This window comes from Arthrobacter castelli DSM 16402 (assembly GCF_000430705.1).
Lineage (GTDB): Bacteria > Actinomycetota > Actinomycetes > Actinomycetales > Micrococcaceae > Arthrobacter_C > Arthrobacter_C castelli.
The window spans coordinates 77,076-92,774 of sequence record NZ_AUMN01000001.1; the positions used below are offsets into that span (position 1 = coordinate 77,076).

19 protein-coding genes are annotated in these 15,699 nt (G+C 62.9%); 11 read left to right on the top strand and 8 right to left on the bottom strand.

Features of this window, described 5'->3' with window-relative positions:
* Positions 1-27 precede the first annotated feature (27 nt).
* On the bottom strand, positions 28-1,632 hold the full coding sequence (locus H535_RS29780; protein WP_245580094.1) for a MinD/ParA family protein: 1,605 nt from the start codon (positions 1,630-1,632) through the stop codon (positions 28-30).
* A 257-nt stretch (positions 1,633-1,889) separates the two neighbouring features.
* Here H535_RS29780 and H535_RS0100420 point away from each other — a divergent pair, with 257 nt between their 5' ends.
* Positions 1,890-2,549, top strand: coding sequence for a hypothetical protein (locus H535_RS0100420; protein WP_026817964.1), 660 nt, complete (start codon positions 1,890-1,892; stop codon positions 2,547-2,549).
* Positions 2,550-2,653: 104 nt separating this feature from the next.
* Positions 2,654-3,028 carry a hypothetical protein gene (locus H535_RS0100425; protein WP_026817965.1) on the top strand — a complete coding sequence of 125 codons (375 nt, stop codon included), beginning with the start codon at positions 2,654-2,656 and terminating at the stop codon, positions 3,026-3,028.
* Positions 3,029-3,052: 24 nt separating this feature from the next.
* On the opposite strand, the gene H535_RS0100430 is transcribed toward H535_RS0100425, so the two are convergent.
* The 6 genes from H535_RS0100430 to paaA form a co-directional block, all read right to left on the bottom strand.
* Positions 3,053-3,820 (bottom strand): enoyl-CoA hydratase/isomerase family protein, encoded by a 768-nt coding sequence (locus H535_RS0100430; RefSeq protein WP_026817966.1) that lies wholly within the window; start codon positions 3,818-3,820, stop codon positions 3,053-3,055.
* Positions 3,821-4,018: 198 nt separating this feature from the next.
* Positions 4,019-5,224, bottom strand: coding sequence for a 1,2-phenylacetyl-CoA epoxidase subunit PaaE (gene paaE / locus H535_RS0100435; protein ID WP_081416386.1), 1,206 nt, complete (start codon positions 5,222-5,224; stop codon positions 4,019-4,021).
* 41 nt (positions 5,225-5,265) lie between these two features.
* Positions 5,266-5,793 carry a 1,2-phenylacetyl-CoA epoxidase subunit PaaD gene (gene paaD, locus H535_RS0100440; RefSeq protein ID WP_035767874.1) on the bottom strand — a complete coding sequence of 176 codons (528 nt, stop codon included), beginning with the start codon at positions 5,791-5,793 and terminating at the stop codon, positions 5,266-5,268.
* 6 nt (positions 5,794-5,799) lie between these two features.
* Complete coding sequence (gene paaC, locus H535_RS0100445; RefSeq protein ID WP_026817969.1) at positions 5,800-6,627, bottom strand: 1,2-phenylacetyl-CoA epoxidase subunit PaaC; 828 nt, start codon at positions 6,625-6,627, stop codon at positions 5,800-5,802.
* Entirely contained in the window at positions 6,624-6,980 is a 357-nt protein-coding gene (gene paaB, locus H535_RS0100450) for a 1,2-phenylacetyl-CoA epoxidase subunit PaaB (RefSeq protein WP_026817970.1), read from the bottom strand. The genes paaC and paaB overlap by 4 nt, the downstream gene beginning before the upstream one ends.
* Positions 6,977-8,002: a 1,2-phenylacetyl-CoA epoxidase subunit PaaA gene (gene paaA, locus H535_RS0100455; protein WP_026817971.1), complete on the bottom strand. Its 1,026-nt coding sequence runs from the start codon at positions 8,000-8,002 to the stop codon at positions 6,977-6,979. The genes paaB and paaA overlap by 4 nt, the downstream gene beginning before the upstream one ends.
* A 222-nt stretch (positions 8,003-8,224) precedes the next feature.
* On the opposite strand from paaA, the gene H535_RS0100460 reads away from it, so the two are divergent.
* The 9 genes from H535_RS0100460 to H535_RS0100500 all read left to right on the top strand — a co-directional run bounded on the left by H535_RS0100460 (position 8,225) and on the right by H535_RS0100500 (position 14,438).
* On the top strand, positions 8,225-8,803 hold the full coding sequence (locus tag H535_RS0100460) for a hypothetical protein (RefSeq protein ID WP_026817972.1): 579 nt from the start codon (positions 8,225-8,227) through the stop codon (positions 8,801-8,803).
* Positions 8,804-8,814: 11 nt separating this feature from the next.
* Positions 8,815-9,534 (top strand): PspA/IM30 family protein, encoded by a 720-nt coding sequence (locus tag H535_RS0100465; RefSeq protein ID WP_026817973.1) that lies wholly within the window; start codon positions 8,815-8,817, stop codon positions 9,532-9,534.
* Positions 9,535-9,591: 57 nt separating this feature from the next.
* Positions 9,592-9,948, top strand: coding sequence for a PadR family transcriptional regulator (locus H535_RS0100470; RefSeq protein WP_026817974.1), 357 nt, complete (start codon positions 9,592-9,594; stop codon positions 9,946-9,948).
* Between the two features lie 2 nt (positions 9,949-9,950).
* Positions 9,951-10,682, top strand: coding sequence for a hypothetical protein (locus tag H535_RS0100475; RefSeq protein WP_026817975.1), 732 nt, complete (start codon positions 9,951-9,953; stop codon positions 10,680-10,682).
* 14 nt (positions 10,683-10,696) lie between these two features.
* Complete coding sequence (locus tag H535_RS0100480) at positions 10,697-11,404, top strand: hypothetical protein (protein ID WP_026817976.1); 708 nt, start codon at positions 10,697-10,699, stop codon at positions 11,402-11,404.
* A 173-nt stretch (positions 11,405-11,577) separates the two neighbouring features.
* Positions 11,578-11,955: a hydroxyphenylacetyl-CoA thioesterase PaaI gene (gene paaI, locus H535_RS0100485; protein ID WP_245580129.1), complete on the top strand. Its 378-nt coding sequence runs from the start codon at positions 11,578-11,580 to the stop codon at positions 11,953-11,955.
* Positions 11,956-12,024: 69 nt separating this feature from the next.
* The gene (gene paaK / locus H535_RS0100490; protein ID WP_081416387.1) at positions 12,025-13,293 is read left to right on the top strand and encodes a phenylacetate--CoA ligase PaaK; all 1,269 of its coding nucleotides are present in this window, start codon (positions 12,025-12,027) and stop codon (positions 13,291-13,293) included.
* A gap of 26 nt (positions 13,294-13,319) precedes the next feature.
* Positions 13,320-13,940: a TetR/AcrR family transcriptional regulator gene (locus tag H535_RS0100495; RefSeq protein WP_026817979.1), complete on the top strand. Its 621-nt coding sequence runs from the start codon at positions 13,320-13,322 to the stop codon at positions 13,938-13,940.
* A 90-nt stretch (positions 13,941-14,030) separates the two neighbouring features.
* Complete coding sequence (locus tag H535_RS0100500; protein ID WP_026817980.1) at positions 14,031-14,438, top strand: type II toxin-antitoxin system VapC family toxin; 408 nt, start codon at positions 14,031-14,033, stop codon at positions 14,436-14,438.
* A gap of 102 nt (positions 14,439-14,540) precedes the next feature.
* On the opposite strand, the gene H535_RS0100505 is transcribed toward H535_RS0100500, so the two are convergent.
* A complete protein-coding gene (locus tag H535_RS0100505; protein ID WP_026817981.1) occupies positions 14,541-15,656 on the bottom strand; it encodes a GTP pyrophosphokinase in 1,116 nt (371 codons plus the stop codon).
* Positions 15,657-15,699 lie beyond the last annotated feature (43 nt).

The following is a 15,699-nucleotide window of genomic DNA, read 5'->3' on the forward strand; positions in this document are numbered from 1 at the left end:
TCCGTCGTCGTCCCGCAGTCGGTGTCCCTACTGGTAGCCGTCGACAATGGCCGCGGCGATTTCCTTGTACGCCCGGCGGGTGGCCGGCTTCAGCGTCTCCAGGGAGATCACGTCGCCGTCTGCGACGCCCCGGTCATGGGGCACGGCGATGAGTTGGCGGCAGATACCTGACAGATGCTGGTTGATGGCATCCTTGTTGACCCGCGCGGACACCTCGTCCTTGTCCGTAATCACCACGATCGCGTTGCGAGCGAGTTCCTCGTAACCGTGGCTGGCCAGCCACGACAGCGTACTTCGTGCCCTCTTGGCGCCGCTGACAGCGTACCCGGCGGCGATCACCAAGTTGTCCGCCGTCTGCAGTATTCCCTTCATAGCATTGTGGGTCACGCCGGTACCGCAATCGGTCATCAACACCGAGTAGTACTTTCCAATCAGCGTGCGGATCTTCAGGTACTCGTCCGCGGTAAGGCTGTCCGAAACCTCCGGATCCTGTTCCCCGGCCAACACATGGAACCGGCCTGCATGCTGCATATAGCGGGACAGCTCGGTCAACGAGGTGATGGATTCCAGATCGTCAATGATGTCCGAGACCGTCCGGGGGTCGGAGGATTGGTGGATGCTCTCGCCCAACGCCCGTTCGGCCAGGTCGCCAGAGTCAGGGTTGGCATCGATGGCACACGGCAAGTCGCCACGGAACTCGGCAAGTGTCATGCCGACGCCGACGGTCGTGGAGGTCTTTCCGATTCCGCCCTTGAGCGACAGTACAGCGGTGTTGTATGCGCCATGCAGTTGGCGTGAAATCCGCTTCTCCAGTGCGTCCTCTTGCCGCTGTTTCGCGCTGGGCCCGAGATTCACCGTTCCGATGGAAGCCTTGTACACGGCTCCCCGAAGGCCACCTGTGGGACGGTCCTTGGGAGGTTTGACGAAAGACGTCGTTTCCGCCCGGCGTCCGGACCGTGTCTGGGGCAAGTCGTTGGGCGACGACGTCTCCGTGGTGGCAGCCGGAGCGGGCGCAGCAGCTGGTGGCCCGGTTGCCGGATCGGGGTCGGACGCGGGCGGAGCAGAAGCCGGGGCCGGAGCAGCAGCCGGCGGTGGTTCAGTCGCCCGGTCCGGAACAGCATCAGGTGCTGCGTTATCCGGATCGGGGCCGGCAGCCGGTGACGCAGTAGTGAGCGGCACAGAGTCTATTGGACCGGGCCGCGGCACCTCTGTAGTTGTCGATGCCTGCGGAGTTGGCGCCGTCGAGAGCGATTCTTGTTCCACCGGTGCAGGCTCCGGTTGGTCCTCGGTCGCGGGCTCTGCCGGGGCAGACGCTTGATGGTCCTCAGGCGCAGCTGGCGCTTCGACCGGTTCAGCGCCGGCGTTGTTTGACGGCCGGCTGTTCTCGGACGGTGCCGTGGTGGCTTCGGTGTCGCCAGCGTCGGTGACGTAGAACCATGTGTCCTCGCCGATCGCGTGGTCGACACCGTGGGTCAGCACCTTCTCGCCCCGGCGCTGTGCCTCTTGCGCGATTTGGTCGAAGGCCGCCGTATAGGCATCCGGATACCGGGATGTGTTGATCCTGCTGGCACCGACCATCACGGTGCCATCTTTATGGATCTGGACGACCATGTGCTCTGCTGATTGGCTCATTACCTCTGCTCCGGGTTGGATCTGCAAAAATGCGACGACGCTTGCCACGCGCCGTCCCCCGGCCCGCTCGTCCTGCGCACCATCCTATGCCAACGGTGAATGCGGATTCATGGCGAAAGCGATATTGGGTTCGTTTAATGCCGCTCGTTGACCCCACCACGAAAGTTATCCACAGGTAGCAGGGTACTCGTCGCGTCGACGAGACAGGAACGGCAGACTCGAAACAGCCACATAAATTCCACCAGGAAGAACGGCAAATGAAACGTCGATCAATCGTCATACTCTCAACGGCAGCCGGGCTCGCCCTGCTCCTTGTGCTCGGTCTTGTCATGTGGGCGCTGAACCAACAATCCACGTCGGCACTATTCAGTTCGTTTGGCAGGGATCACGGCGTTATTTTGTTGGATGAGGCTGGCGACTTCAAAGAGGCGGTCGGGTTCCAGATACCGGAGATGGAGGGATGGCACTCGCGCGGCGCCGACGCTATCGCCAATCCCGCATCCCGCTGCACATATACGGTCAACGAGTTCACCGGAGAATCGGGCCCGGAATATCTGTCCGATGACGGCAGTTCCACTACCGCGAAGATGCTTGCGCGGCTAAAGAAAGAATTTGCAAGAAGCCTTCCCGGTCCAGAGTCCATAATCGAAGCAGAGAATGTAGTTATTCCGCAACAGTCGAATTCGGCTCCGGGACTCGAATTCAAAGTCGCGCGAATGGACTATGTGGTACCCGGTACGGCCACCTCGGGAACAATGCGAATTGCCGGACGGAATATGCCACAGTCGGACAACGCACTATGGGTGCTCCTGATATGCCCAACGGATATCGTGGAGGGCGGCTCGGACCCGTGGCCGGATCTTATCGCAAACACTGTCGTGACGCCCTACGAGAAGCCGGATCCGTTTGCCGATTGAATCACGACGCCCTACCTTGTTGAGAACTACGTCACACATATGCATGTTATGTTGGCCGCAGGTGACGCACTGCGACACCGACGCGAACGGGCAGGAGTTTCGAAATGACTGGCGGAAAGAACCACTCCCGCCGCGGCGGCACCCGGCACCCGGCCTGGAGCTGGCAGACTTTGACCGGAAGCCTGTTGATGCTCGCCTCTTTGTTCATGCTTATCCCGGGCATCAACAAGTACTCAGCAGCGGTCTACACAGATGTCGGAGCGAGTGCCGAGCTCGGCATCTTCCTTATGAGTGCAGGAGGCGCAGTACTTCTCTGCGCGATCACGTTGCTTCTCATTGGCTACTTGAAATATCGCACCTATATGAATCGGCCCAGAACCCACGAAGACCGACACGACGACCACACAATAGAGTCCGAGGATCGGCCGGAGAACCCCTACGACATGCCAGGCCGCGGTTTCCAAACCGGAATTTTCTAACCTGCTTCCTCCGGCCGGCTACGGTCAGCCCTTGAAGTTTGGCTTGCGCCTCTCCTGGAATGCTTGGAAACCCTCCGCGTAGTCCTCGCTCTTGCAGAGATCGCCTTGGGCAACGTTCTCTTCCTCCATGGCGGTCCATAGCCCCAGCCGCTGATCGCGGATATGGGCGACCAGCTCCTTGGAAGCGTTGAAAGCACCGGTGGCGCCTGTGGCGACCTTGGCCGCGGTGGCCCGGGTCTTCTCCAGGACCTGGTCGGCCGGCATGGCACGGCTGAACAAACCGGACGAAACGGCATCTGCACCGCTGATCAGTTCGGCGGTGTAGATCATGTCCAGCGTCCGGTGAGCTCCCAGCCGCTCGGTAAAGAGCCAATGACCACCGGAGTCGAGCGTGGCACCCAGATTGGCAAAAGGTGAGCCGATCTTGGCGTCCTCGGCGACATAGACGACGTCGGTGGCCACCAGCAGTCCCAGCCCGACGCCCAGGCAGGCGCCGTGAGCGGAGGCGAAAGTCGGCGCCGGAAAAGCGCTCATCTTCTTGAGCAACGGAGTGACGGTCCCGCCCAGATACCCGTAGGCATCGTCGCTGGCAGGAGTGACGTTGGAGATGTCACGGCCGGCGCAGAAGCCGCGCCCCTCCCCTCGGAGCACCAGCGCCCGGACCTTGGCGTCGGCCGCGTCATCGTAGGCCTTCTCCAGCTCCGACAGCGCACTCTCGTCCAGCGAATTCAGCTTCTGCGGCGCATTCAGCACCACTTCGGCAACATCGTTGTCGATCGTCAGGTCAATCATGCTCATGGTCTCTCCTTCGAGTGGTGGTGCCGGTCAAGTTACAGGGGGCTGGATGGGACGACCGCCGGGTCTCCACGGGTCTCCACGCGGCGCGGAGCGCCTTGGTCGACCACCGATGCGGGGCGCCTTGGTCGACCACCGATTGCGGAGCGCCTTGGTCGACCACCGATGCGGGGCGCCTTGGTCGACCACCGCTCGCTATGCGTCGTAGTCGACCGCCACTTCCTTGCTGGTCGGCCGAGACTGGCACGTCAGAATGAACCCCTTTTCGATCTCGTCCTGCTCCAGCGCGTAGTTCTCCTCCATGTCGACCGTACCGCTGGTCAACTTGGCGCGGCAGGTACCGCACACCCCGCCCGCGCAGGCGAACGGAACATCGGGACGCACCCGCAAGGCAGCGTTGAGAATCGATTCGTTGGAATGCGTAGGTGTCTCCACCTGTCCCGACAGCCCATCGAGATTGAATGTGATGGCGTAATTGTCCTCGGACGACTCGATCTTCACCGGCCGGCCGTGCTGGCCCTCCGGCTTTTCCGGCTTCCCGGTGGTGAACAGTTCGTAGCGCACCTTCTCCTTGGGAACTCCACGCTCTTCAAGGGTGTCCCGGCACAGCTGAACCAGTTCGAACGGACCACAGAGGAACCACTCGTCGATTCCGTCCGTACGGATGACCGTGTCGAACATGGTCGAGAGCTTCTCGGCGTCGATCCTCCCGCTCATCAGCGGCGAGGTGCGCTGCTCCCGGGAGAGCACATGATGGAGCGCGAAACGGGAAGGATACCGGTCCTTCAGGTCCGCCAGCTCCTCGAGGAACATCACATCCATCGCGGCACGGTTGGCGTACACGAGATCCAATCGGGTGGTCGGATTCGCCGCCAGCACGGTGCGCGCGATGGCAATCACCGGGGTGATGCCTGAACCCGCGGCGAAGGCGACGAAGTTCGCCCCGCCGGGATGTTCGGTCGACTCCGTGGCGATCTGCTCCGGGTGGTTGATCTCGTTCATATTGTGCTGGGAAATGAAGGCGCCCTGAGGGCTCATCACATCCATCTGTGCGCCTGCGGCAAGATTTTCATTGGCCCAGGTGGAGAACAGCCCGCCGAGATCCTGCTTGATGGCCACACGAATTTCGCCCGGCTTCGGCTCGGCACATATGGAGTAGCTGCGCCGCACTTCCTGGCCATCGAGGGTCGTGCGCAGGGCAACATACTGGCCCGGGGCGTAGTCGTACTGGTCGACCAGCTCCTCCGGCACTGCGAAGGTGACTTCGATGGCGTCGGCGGTCAGCCGGCGGACTTCAGCTACCGTGAGGGTATGGAAGGTCGGGCGGCGGCGCTTGCCGGTCACGGCGCCGGTCTCGGCGCTGGTCTCCGCGCGCTCGCTGGCGCTCGCTTGGTCGACCACCGGGTCGCTCGCCGACGTCGGGGGTTTCTCGTTTGTCACTTTTAGAGCACCTTGAAGTAGTCGAATGGTTCCTTGCACTCCTGGCAGACGTACAGCGCCTTGCAGGAGGTGGAGCCGAAGCGGGTGAGTTCACGGGTGTTGAGGGAACTGCACTGCGGGCATTTCACGCTGAGCCCGACCTTGACCGGCCCGGCGGCGGCCTTGCCGGTAGGAGGGGCAATGCCATACTCCTCCAGCTTGGCCTTGCCGGCGTCGGTCATCCAGTCGGTGGTCCAGGCCGGCGACAGCACCAGGTTCACGTCCACGTCTTGGTACCCTTTGGAAGCCAGGGCGGTGACGACGTCGTCCCGGATGGTGTCCATGGCGGGGCAGCCGGAGTAGGTCGGCGTGATGGTGACCTTAACCCGCTGAGTACCGGCCCCGTCGTCGTCGACCGTGGTGTCCCGCAGGATGCCCAGGTCTTCAATGGTCAGCACCGGAATCTCCGGGTCGCAGACCGTTGCCGCGATGTCCCAGGCTTCGGCCGCCGCTTGGTCGGACGGGCGGATGGCAACAGTTGACTCAGACATATCCACCTACCAGGATGCGCCGGGGTGTTCCCGGGCGAGTACCTGCATTTCGGCGAGCACGTATCCAAGGTGTTCGGAGTGCCGCCCTTGGCGGCCTCCGCCGATGGAACCGGGCACGTCGGGAACCTCGAGCTCCGCCTCTGCCAGCACCTCCCCGATCAGCGCATCAAACGGTTCGCGCAGTGCGGAGGGCCGAACAGCGACGCCCTCGAGCTGATCAATGAGTTCATCATCGACGAAGAGTTCCTCGACGTAGGGCCAGACCAAAGTCAGTCCGTCGACCATCCGGCGCCGGGATTCCTCGGTTCCGAGTGCCAGCCGCAGCACCCACTGGGCGCTGTGGTCGCGGTGGTAGGCGACTTCCTTGATCGCTTTCGCAGCGACCGCGGCAAGCGTTTCGTCCGTCGAATCGACCAGCCGGCTGTACAGCTCGTACTGGAAGTAGGAGACCACCAGCTGGCGGGCGATAGTGCGCGCGAAGTCGCCATTGGGCTGCTCGACTATGTGGGCGCTGCGGAACTCGGCTTCGGCCCGGAAGTAGGCCAGGTCGTCCTCGGTTTTGTCCCAGGCGCCGGCGGCGTAGGTCAAAAACGACCGGGCATGGCCGATCAGGTCCAGGGCGATATTGCCCAGGGCCACGTCTTCTTCCAGTTCCGGTGCCCGGGAGATCCACCATCCCAGCCGCTGGGCAAGAATCAGTGAGTCATCGCCCAGCCGCATGGCGTATTTGGCGACATCGTCGGAGGCACGGGTGCCGGCCTCAACTGCGGCGGCAATATCTTCGGCCGTGAAGGCTTCACCGGCGGAAATCCGGGTTGCGCTTTCCCCGCTCACAGGTGCTTCACCCCTTCACTCTTCTTGTAGTACGTCGCGTGCCGGTAGTCCTTGCCTGCGGCTGATTCGAAGTAGGCGCCCTTGGCATCGGGATCGCTGGCCGTGATGGCGTTGGCCGGGACAACCCAGACGGAAACGCCCTCGTTGCGGCGGGTATAGAGGTCGCGTGCGTTCCGCACTGCCATCCCCGCATCCGGCGCGTGCAAAGACCCGGCATGAACATGGGAGAGCCCGCGGGAAGACCGCACGAACACCTCCCAGAGCGGCCAAGGCTCGTTGGCGTACTGGTCCTCCTCGGCCTCAGTGTCGACCGGGCGGGTGCCGTCGTCGCCCGTGGTTGATCCACCGGTCATGATGCTGCTCCTACTGTCTGCTCGGCGTTCCTGGCGGCCATCTTCCGGGCGTATGCGGCAGCGGCTTCCCGCACCCATGCGCCTTCCTCGTGAGCCTCCCGACGGCGTTCCATCCGCTGCGAATTACAGGGACCGCGGCCGGCGAGGACTTCCTTGAACTCATTCCAGTCCAGTTCACCGAAGTCGTAGTGCCCGCGCTCTTCGTTCCACTTCAGGTCTTCATCCGGCAATGTCAGCCCCAGCGTCTTGACCTGCTCGGCCAGCATGTCGACAAAACGCTGACGGAGTTCATCGTTGGTGAAACGCTTGATGTTCCACTGCATGGATTGCTGTGAGTTGGGCGAATCGCCGTCCGGCGGCCCAAACATCATCAACGACGGCGCGTACCACCGATCGACGGCTTCCTGGGCCATCTGCTTCTGGGCTTGAGTCCCGTTGGCCAGCTCCATCAGGATCTCGAACCCCTGCCGCTGGTGGAAGGATTCTTCCTTGCAGATCCGGACCATGGCCCGCCCGTACGGACCATAGGATGCCCGGCACAGCGGAACCTGGTTCACGATGGCGGCGCCGTCGACCAGCCAGCCGATGGCCCCCATGTCGGCCCACGTCACTGCGGGGTAGTTAAAGATGGAGGAGTAGCGCGCCTTGCCCTCAATCAACTGGTCCGTCATGGCGTCGCGGGTGGTGCCCAGGGACTCGGCGGCAGAGTACAGATAGAGCCCGTGTCCGGCCTCGTCCTGCACCTTGGCCATCAGGATGGACTTGCGCTTCAGCGACGGTGCCCGGGTGATCCAGTTCGCCTCGGGCTGCATGCCGATAATCTCCGAGTGGGCATGCTGGCCGATCTGGCGGACCAGGGACTTCCGGTACTTCTCAGGCATCCAGTCCCGCGGCTCAATTCTTGAATCGTCGGCAAGGATCTGGTCAAAACGCGCCTGGCCGGCCTCGGCCGCGTCGTCGGCTGCAGCGGTTGTGCCCGGGTCTTCCTTGACCGCCGAAAGACCTGTCTGGGGAGTTGCCATCATGATCACCTCGATGATGTTGAGACCGCAGCCTTCAGCGCCACGGATATTTACTGACCGTTCGTTCAGGATATAGGCGGGGCTTCCGAAGTGCAAGCGCTCACAGCACGGTTCGTAGCCGCGGGCACCAGCTGGTGGCGGGCACCGCACTGGAATCGCTGTCCATTCGGGTGCACACTGGAGGTATAGTCCCTTATACGTCCGACAGAGGGTGGCACGGCCATGACGGAATTCCTGACGCAACTCCTCCTCGTTGGAGGAATCGTTTTGTTGACCTCCACGCTGGTCTTCGCCCTGTCCACCTGGTTCGTGGTCAGGAAAGTGCGTCGTTCAGGCATAGTGGGCCGGATGAAAGAAGCCGGGCTCATGAGAATGCGCGCTCTTTCGGGCGACAGTAGCGTCCGGCAATTGGCCAAGCTGCGCCTTGAGCTGCATCGCTCCACGGAAGCCACCGGGCGATCGCTGGCCGCCGCCCGTTCCGCAGGGCACCCCCTCGGCGACCTGCCCGCAGTGGCCGCCGACTTGGAACGGGCTCATCGCTCGTTACAGGAAAGTATCCGAATCGCCGAAGAAGAAACCAACCGGCAAACGAGGATGTCCCACGCCGCCCGGTTCCGCCGCCAAGCGGACAAACTGACCAACCTGTCGGCACAGTTGCGACACACACTGCTGCAACTGTCCGACGATGTCGGCACCGGCGCCGCCCGGCAAGCCGGTGAGCATTTGAAGCTTGAACTGGCCGGGCTGCAGGCGTGGAGCACTTCATATACCTCCGCCCCGAGGAACCGGACCACGGCTTAGGGAAGGAGCCAATGTCGATCCGCAGCCGCATCAGTCGCCTGATACGGGTCAAACGCGCCCCGGATCAGCCCTCGGGCATGCAAACCGTGGAAGACGCCCACTACCGCCAGCTCGAGGCCTACGAGAAGGCCCGTCGGAGCACCGCCGATCTGGCCGCCACGCACCGCAAGCTTGAGGTGCTGTGCCAGCAAGCGACGTCGGAAGTTGAGGATCTGAAGCGCCAGGCGGAACGGTCGGTGGCGGCCGGTGATGACGACGCCGCCCGGCGGGCCCTGCGGGACAGTCTCGCCGCCCGGAAACGATTGGATCACTTGACGTCCCAGCGCAGCGATGCTGCGAACCAGTTGGGCCAGCTGCAGGACCAGTTGGACCGCATTGCTTCGCGGGTGGCGGACCAGCAGCTGCACTACCACCACCTCCACGCACGCCACGGTGTCACTGAAGCAACGAGCTCCATGCAGCAGGCGGTCACGGCATCGGACCAGGCGGCGTTCGAAGCCGCAGATGCCGCCCATACGGCCCAACGCGAGGACAAGCACCGCCACCACACGGCAGCTGCCCGGGATGAGATTTCCGGTCCTGCCGGATCGGCCCACACCTCCGGATCCGCCCGGTTCGATGCGGCATTCGAGGAACTGGAGACTTCCCCCGACGTCGAGAGCCAGCTGGCGAAGCTGAAGAATAACGAGGAACCGCCTCAATTCTCGGATGATTCCTCGCGCGGCCAGTAATTTCCCGTTACGCACGACTAGGTAGACAGTCTAACTACATAGAGGTACTGTCTAGCCATGGAACAAGAGACGTGGCCCAATGAATGGATGCGTGCCATCCTCGGGCTCTGCGTCCTCAAGTCGCTGGAAAGCGGGCCCACCTATGGGTATGCGATTGCCACCACCCTCGAAACAGCCGGATTCGGCACCGTCAAGGGCGGCACGCTGTATCCGCTCTTGACCCGTTTGGAGAATTCAGGGTGGCTGGAAACCGAATGGCGGGCCGGTGAAGCGGGGCCGGGCCGGAAGTATTTCTCCTTGACCACATCCGGGCAGCAGGAACTGGACCGCCGGACGCAGCAATGGGAACGGTTCGCTATGCATACCGTGAATCATCTAACCGGCACCGGCTCACAACTCAGTGGAAGGGCATAGTCATGACCGAGACCAGGACCGACAAGAAATGGCTGGACAACTTCGCTCTCGAACTCCGGCTGCACAACGTCAGCGGGCAGGACGTTGGAGACGCACTCGCGCATGTCGAGTCCTACTGCGCCGATAGTGGTGAGACGCCGGTCGAAGCCTTTGGCGATCCTGTTGAGTACGCGCAGCGGCTCGAGCTGAGGCCGGAGGAGTCTGAGGGGGATCTCCATCGCCGACTCCGGTATGCGCTTCCTTCACTGGCAGGCGTGATCGGGCTATTCGTATTCCTGCCGGCTATTCGTGCCGCCTATCGTGGTGGCCCTGTCACGATCAACATATGGCAGATCGGGTTCATCCTGCTGCTGGCTGCCATCATCATTGCCGCCATTGCCAACCTGGGCATTTTGGTCAGGAACAAGTGGGTGCTGATTGCCTTCGCTGTCGCGGGCCCATTGTGTGGGGTCGGCTTCGCCATCAGTGGTACGACGGCGGCGGGCAGCCCGGCGCTGGTCCTTCCGGCGTTGCCAGTCGTCATTGCGGCCGCCGTCGTCCTTGTTGCCGCCGCCCTGTGGGGACACCTAAGGGACCGAAATGAGGACAGGGACCCGATCATACGACCGACCGACACCAGTACGACGACCGCCAAGAATCATCGCTGGAGCCGGATATTGCAGATACTGCCGCATTGGTTGCTGGTGCTCGCCGCGGCCGGGACCGCCCTCTTCCAGTACTTCCTCGTTACGTGATCGGAGGTCCGATAATGGCCGGCACGAAGTCAAGCAGAAAATGGCTGGATGATCTGGCCCTCAAACTGCGCCAGCGCAATGTCAGCGGCAGGGATACCGGCGATGCTGTGGCCCACGTCGAATCGTACTGTGCCGATAGCGGAGAGTCGCCGGCCCAAGCGTTCGGCGATCCCGTCGTCTACGCTGCAACGTTGCCGCTGCCGCGTCGCAGACCTTGGAGTACCCGGCAGAAGTTGGTGGGCCTCGTTCCGGTGACCCTTCAAGTTCTTGGCCTTCTGGTGTTATTGCCCGGACTGTTCTCGCTGACGGACGGTGCGGTGGTGAACCTGAGTGCTTATTTCCTGCTGCTGGCCATCATGACGGCGGGCTGCCTCATCCTGGCCGGGGTGCACCTGGACAAGCTGGCGCGGCAACCGCTGCTCGCCGTCGTCGTCCTCCTGCCGTTCACCGGTATTGTCCTTGCGCTGACGCTGTTGGAGCAGGGTACGAACGTCCCGTCGATCACCCTGCCGGCAGTCGCTACCATGTTGATCGGTTTTTCAATGCTTCTCGCCGGTTCGATCCTCGGCCAACTCAGGGGAAACGAACAGGACCCGGTCGTCAAGCCAGTCGGCTCGAACCACGCGGCGACGCTCCGCGGCCAACTGGTCACGCTGATCATCAACTGGGCGCTGCCCGCCGGCGCCGTCCTCTTCTCCGCAGGCTGGCTGGCCTTTACGTAGTGCATCCGCCAGCGGTGACATCTGCTGCACGGCTTGACAGCGACACCCCTAACAGGATTACCTAATGACCATTCAGTAAATCGAGTGAGGGGTACCACATGCCCGGTACAGAGGCTGCGCCAGTGACCGTGCCAAAACATCCAATTCTGGCCAACGACCCTGCCTCGGATTGGATGGGGTACGAGGTCATCGAGTTGTCGGCAGGACACGCCACGATCCAGATGACGCTGCGCGAGGAGATGCTCAATGGATTCGGTATTGCCCATGGGGGAATGCTGTTCGCCTTTGCCGACAGCGCCTTCGCGCTGGCCTGCAATCATGTCGACGACGACGGCCAGTTGCTGGACCCCTCAAGCATCACCGTGGCCTCCGGCGTCGACATCAATTTCCTCCGGCCCGCCAAGCCCGGGCAATTAATCACGGCCGAAGCGCATCAGCGCCACCAGTCCGGCCGCAGCGGCATCTATGACATCCACATCAAGGCCGACGGCGTCGTGGTTGCCGAGTTCCGCGGCCGCAGCCGGACCGTTCCCAACCCAGCTGCCAAGTAACACCAGGAGTTCGACGTGACACAGACAGTTCCCGCCACCGGCACCGCCGGGCTCGACCCCGAAGAGACGATGAGCCGCGATGAGATCGAGGCTCTCCAGCTGCAGCGGCTGAAGGACACGGTGCAGTACGCCTACGACCGGGTGCCGATGTACACCAAAAAGTTCGACGACGCCGGTGTCCACCCCTCGGACCTGAAGGAACTGGCCGATCTGGCCAAGTTCCCCTACACCACCAAGGAAGACCTCCGCCAGACCTACCCCTTCGGCATGTTCGCCGTGCCAATGGAGCAGGTCAGCCGGATCCACGCGTCGTCGGGTACCACCGGCAAGGCAACCGTCGTCGGCTACACCGAACGGGATCTGGACGAGTGGGCCAAGATGGTTGCCCGCAGCATGCGGCTTTCGGGCGTGAAGCCCGGCACCATCGTGCACAACGCCTACGGTTACGGACTGTTCACCGGCGGGCAGGGTGCCCATGCCGGCGCGGAAAGGCTGGGCTGCACGGTGGTCCCGATCTCCGGCGGCCAGACGGAACGGCAGATCCAGCTGATCCAGGACTTCGGCCCCGAGACGATCATGTGCACGCCCACCTACCTGCTGACCATCCACGACGCGATGGTGGCCGCCGGCATCGACCCGACGAAGACATCGTTGAAGACCGCGGTGCTCGGTGCCGAACCATGGACCGCCGAGATGCGCCATGAGCTCGAAACCAAGATGAATGTCAACGCCTGCGACATCTACGGTCTCAGCGAGGTCATGGGTCCCGGGGTCGCCGGCGAATCCTGCGAAACCAAAGACGGTTCGCATATCTGGGAAGACCATTTCCGCCCCGAAATCATCGACCCCTTCAGCGACAAGGTGCTGCCCGACGGCGAACACGGTGAACTGGTCTTCACCTCACTGACCAAGCAGGCACTTCCCGTCATCCGCTACCGCACCCACGACCTGACCCGGCTGCTGCCCGGCACGGCACGTGAGGGCATGCGGCGGATGGGACGGATCACCGGACGCAGCGACGACATGATCATCCTGCGTGGGGTGAACCTCTTCCCCACCCAGGTCGAGGAGATCGCGCTGAAGATTCCCGAACTCAGTCCGCACTTCCAGCTCGAGATCTCCCGCCCCGACCGGATGGACGAGCTGACAGTGAAGATCGAACGCCGCGAGGAGTTCCCTGCGGATGCGTGCGCTAATGCGGGCAGGGAACTGGGCGAGCAGATCAAGATCCACATCGGCTCCAGCGCCCGCATCGAAGTGGCCGAACCCGGAACCCTCGCCCGCTCCAGCGGCAAGCTGCGCCGGATTTACGACCTGCGCGACAAAGAGCAGGGTTGATGCCGGTGGATGGCACACTTGCCCCTATGTCCCAAAACAATACAACACCCCGCCGCGGCCGTCCCGGCTACGACCAGGCCACCGTGCTGCGCATCGCCGTCGACGTGTTCAACCGGCACGGCTACGAGGCAACGTCGATGGGTGTGCTCGCCGACAACCTGGGCATCAGCAAGTCCGCCATCTACCACCATGTCCCGTCCAAGGGGGACCTGCTGAGGCTCGCTCTGGATCACGCATTGAGCGGGCTGGAGGACATCCTCGCCGAACCCGATGCCCTGAGCGGACGCGCTGATGCACGGCTGGAATTTGTGCTGCGCCGGACGGTGGCAGTGTTGACCGGGCGGCTGCCCTTCGTCACCTTGCTGCTGCGGTTGCGCGGCAACACGGAGGTCGAGCGGGAAGCGATGGAACGCCGGCGGGCTTTCGACCACACCATCGCCGGCCTGGTCGACGCGGCCCGGACCGAGGGATCAGTCCGCAGCGACATCGATCCCCGGACAACGACGCGGTTGCTGTTTGGGACCATCAACTCGATTGTCGAGTGGTACAAGCCCGGCGGGCCGCTGAGCCCGGAGAAGCTGGCCGACGACGTCATCACCATGGTCTTCGACGGCCTGCACCTGCCGGCGGCCGCCCGGATCGGCTAGATCAAGCTCAGTATTGCGGGCCGGCGCCTGCCCGATGTACGGGCTCCCGAGGTATGGGCTACTGGCCGAACGGCGTCATAGGCTGTGAACATGACACGCTACGTCATCGACGCCCCCACCCTGTTGCACATAGTCGCCAAGGAGATCCGAGTCAGTTCGGCCCATCAGCTCGTCGCTCCGAATCTCATTCGCTCCCAGGCGCTCAGCCTGCTGCTTGAGGACGTGCAGCGAGGAGACCTTGCCGAGAACCTGGCGCTTCAACATCATGAGCGACTCACCGAACTGAAGATGCGACTGCTCGGTGACCGGGTGTCCCGGGGCACCGCGTGGAAGATCGCCCTCGAGCAAGGTTGGGACACGACGTTCGACGCGGAGTATCTGGCCGTCACCAAACTCCAGGCCGACGCTCTCGTCACCATTGACCGTGCCTTCGCCGCCAAAGCGGAGGACATCGTCTCCCTGGCACCTCTTGAAGCGCTCACCGCAGAGGACTATTGATAGCGATCGAACACTGATACGAGTGCGACGGCGCGGGACGCCACCCGCGATCGTGGCGTCCAGTCGCGTACAACGAGCCGCCGGCCACGCTGGCCGGCACCCCTACCCCTCCTGCTCGGCACGCTGCCGGTACCGTTCCATCTGGCCCAGCCTGCGACGGAGGCTGTCGCGACGCGGAGCTGATTCCGCCTTAGCTGTTTCGGCCGTCTTGTCGATGTGTGCGTTGCCGAAACGCCACAGCAGCACGTCGTCGAGGAGACGGTCCGGTCCTGGCGAATAGCGGTGCTGGAGCGACTTGCGAACAGCGCTAATGGTGTCGGACTGCAGCAAATCCACCAGCTGAACTGTCCGGTCGAGTCCATGGGAGGCCAGCAACTCCGCCGCCCAGCCCCAATCGTCGTCGGCCTTGCGGTCGACATGCGGCAGCAGCATCTGCCACACTTCCTTGATCCGGTCGGGGGTGAGCGGCACGGCACCCTCGCCATCCTCATCCCAATAGCCCTTGACCGTTTCGTAGCGGTCGTTCAGCTCGGAGAACGTGGATTCAACCGTCTCCAGCATCGCTGCGGTAGCCGTGAATTGCCGGTCGAAGTACGGGCTCCAGGCGCGAGGGTCTTCGGCCTTGAACCGGATGTCATGCTCAATTTCGGACCAGGCGTGGGCGAAGACAGTCCTGATCTGGCACTCGAAGAAGTAGCTGCCGTTGGGGTTAGCCTCCGGGTCCAGGGTTCGCTGATAGGCCCTGACGACGTCGTTCTGGATGGTCCGCAGTATCAGGTGCCGGCTGGAATACCCGTAGGTTCCCGACTCGATGCTTCCAATGTCCTTTTCCCTGTCGCCACGGCAGTCGAAGGTACTGCGTCGGCGTTTAATCAAGGACGCGGCCGTGCTGTTCTCCGTCGACAGCGTTGTGATGACGCGGACACCGACCACGTCATTCAGGTTCTTTAGCGGATCGGGAAATTCCAGCGCCGGCGCACTATCGTCGTCAACCGGAGCGAGCATCCGCGAAGCTTTCTCCCGGAACGACTCCACGGTTTTAGTCCGGCTGGTGATGAACAGTGGTTGCACCTCTGCGCCGTCAAATACCGCCCGGATGGTCGACTCCACTTCGGCCGTGACGGATTCCAGCAGCGGACGGACCCGCTCGTACTCTTCGACGCTTCGCCGCACAGCAGGCCGCAGCCGGTCGTCCAGTTCCTCCCAGTTGCTCGCCATTTCTCTCCTATCTCGCTGGATTCACCCTATGGTCATAACATCA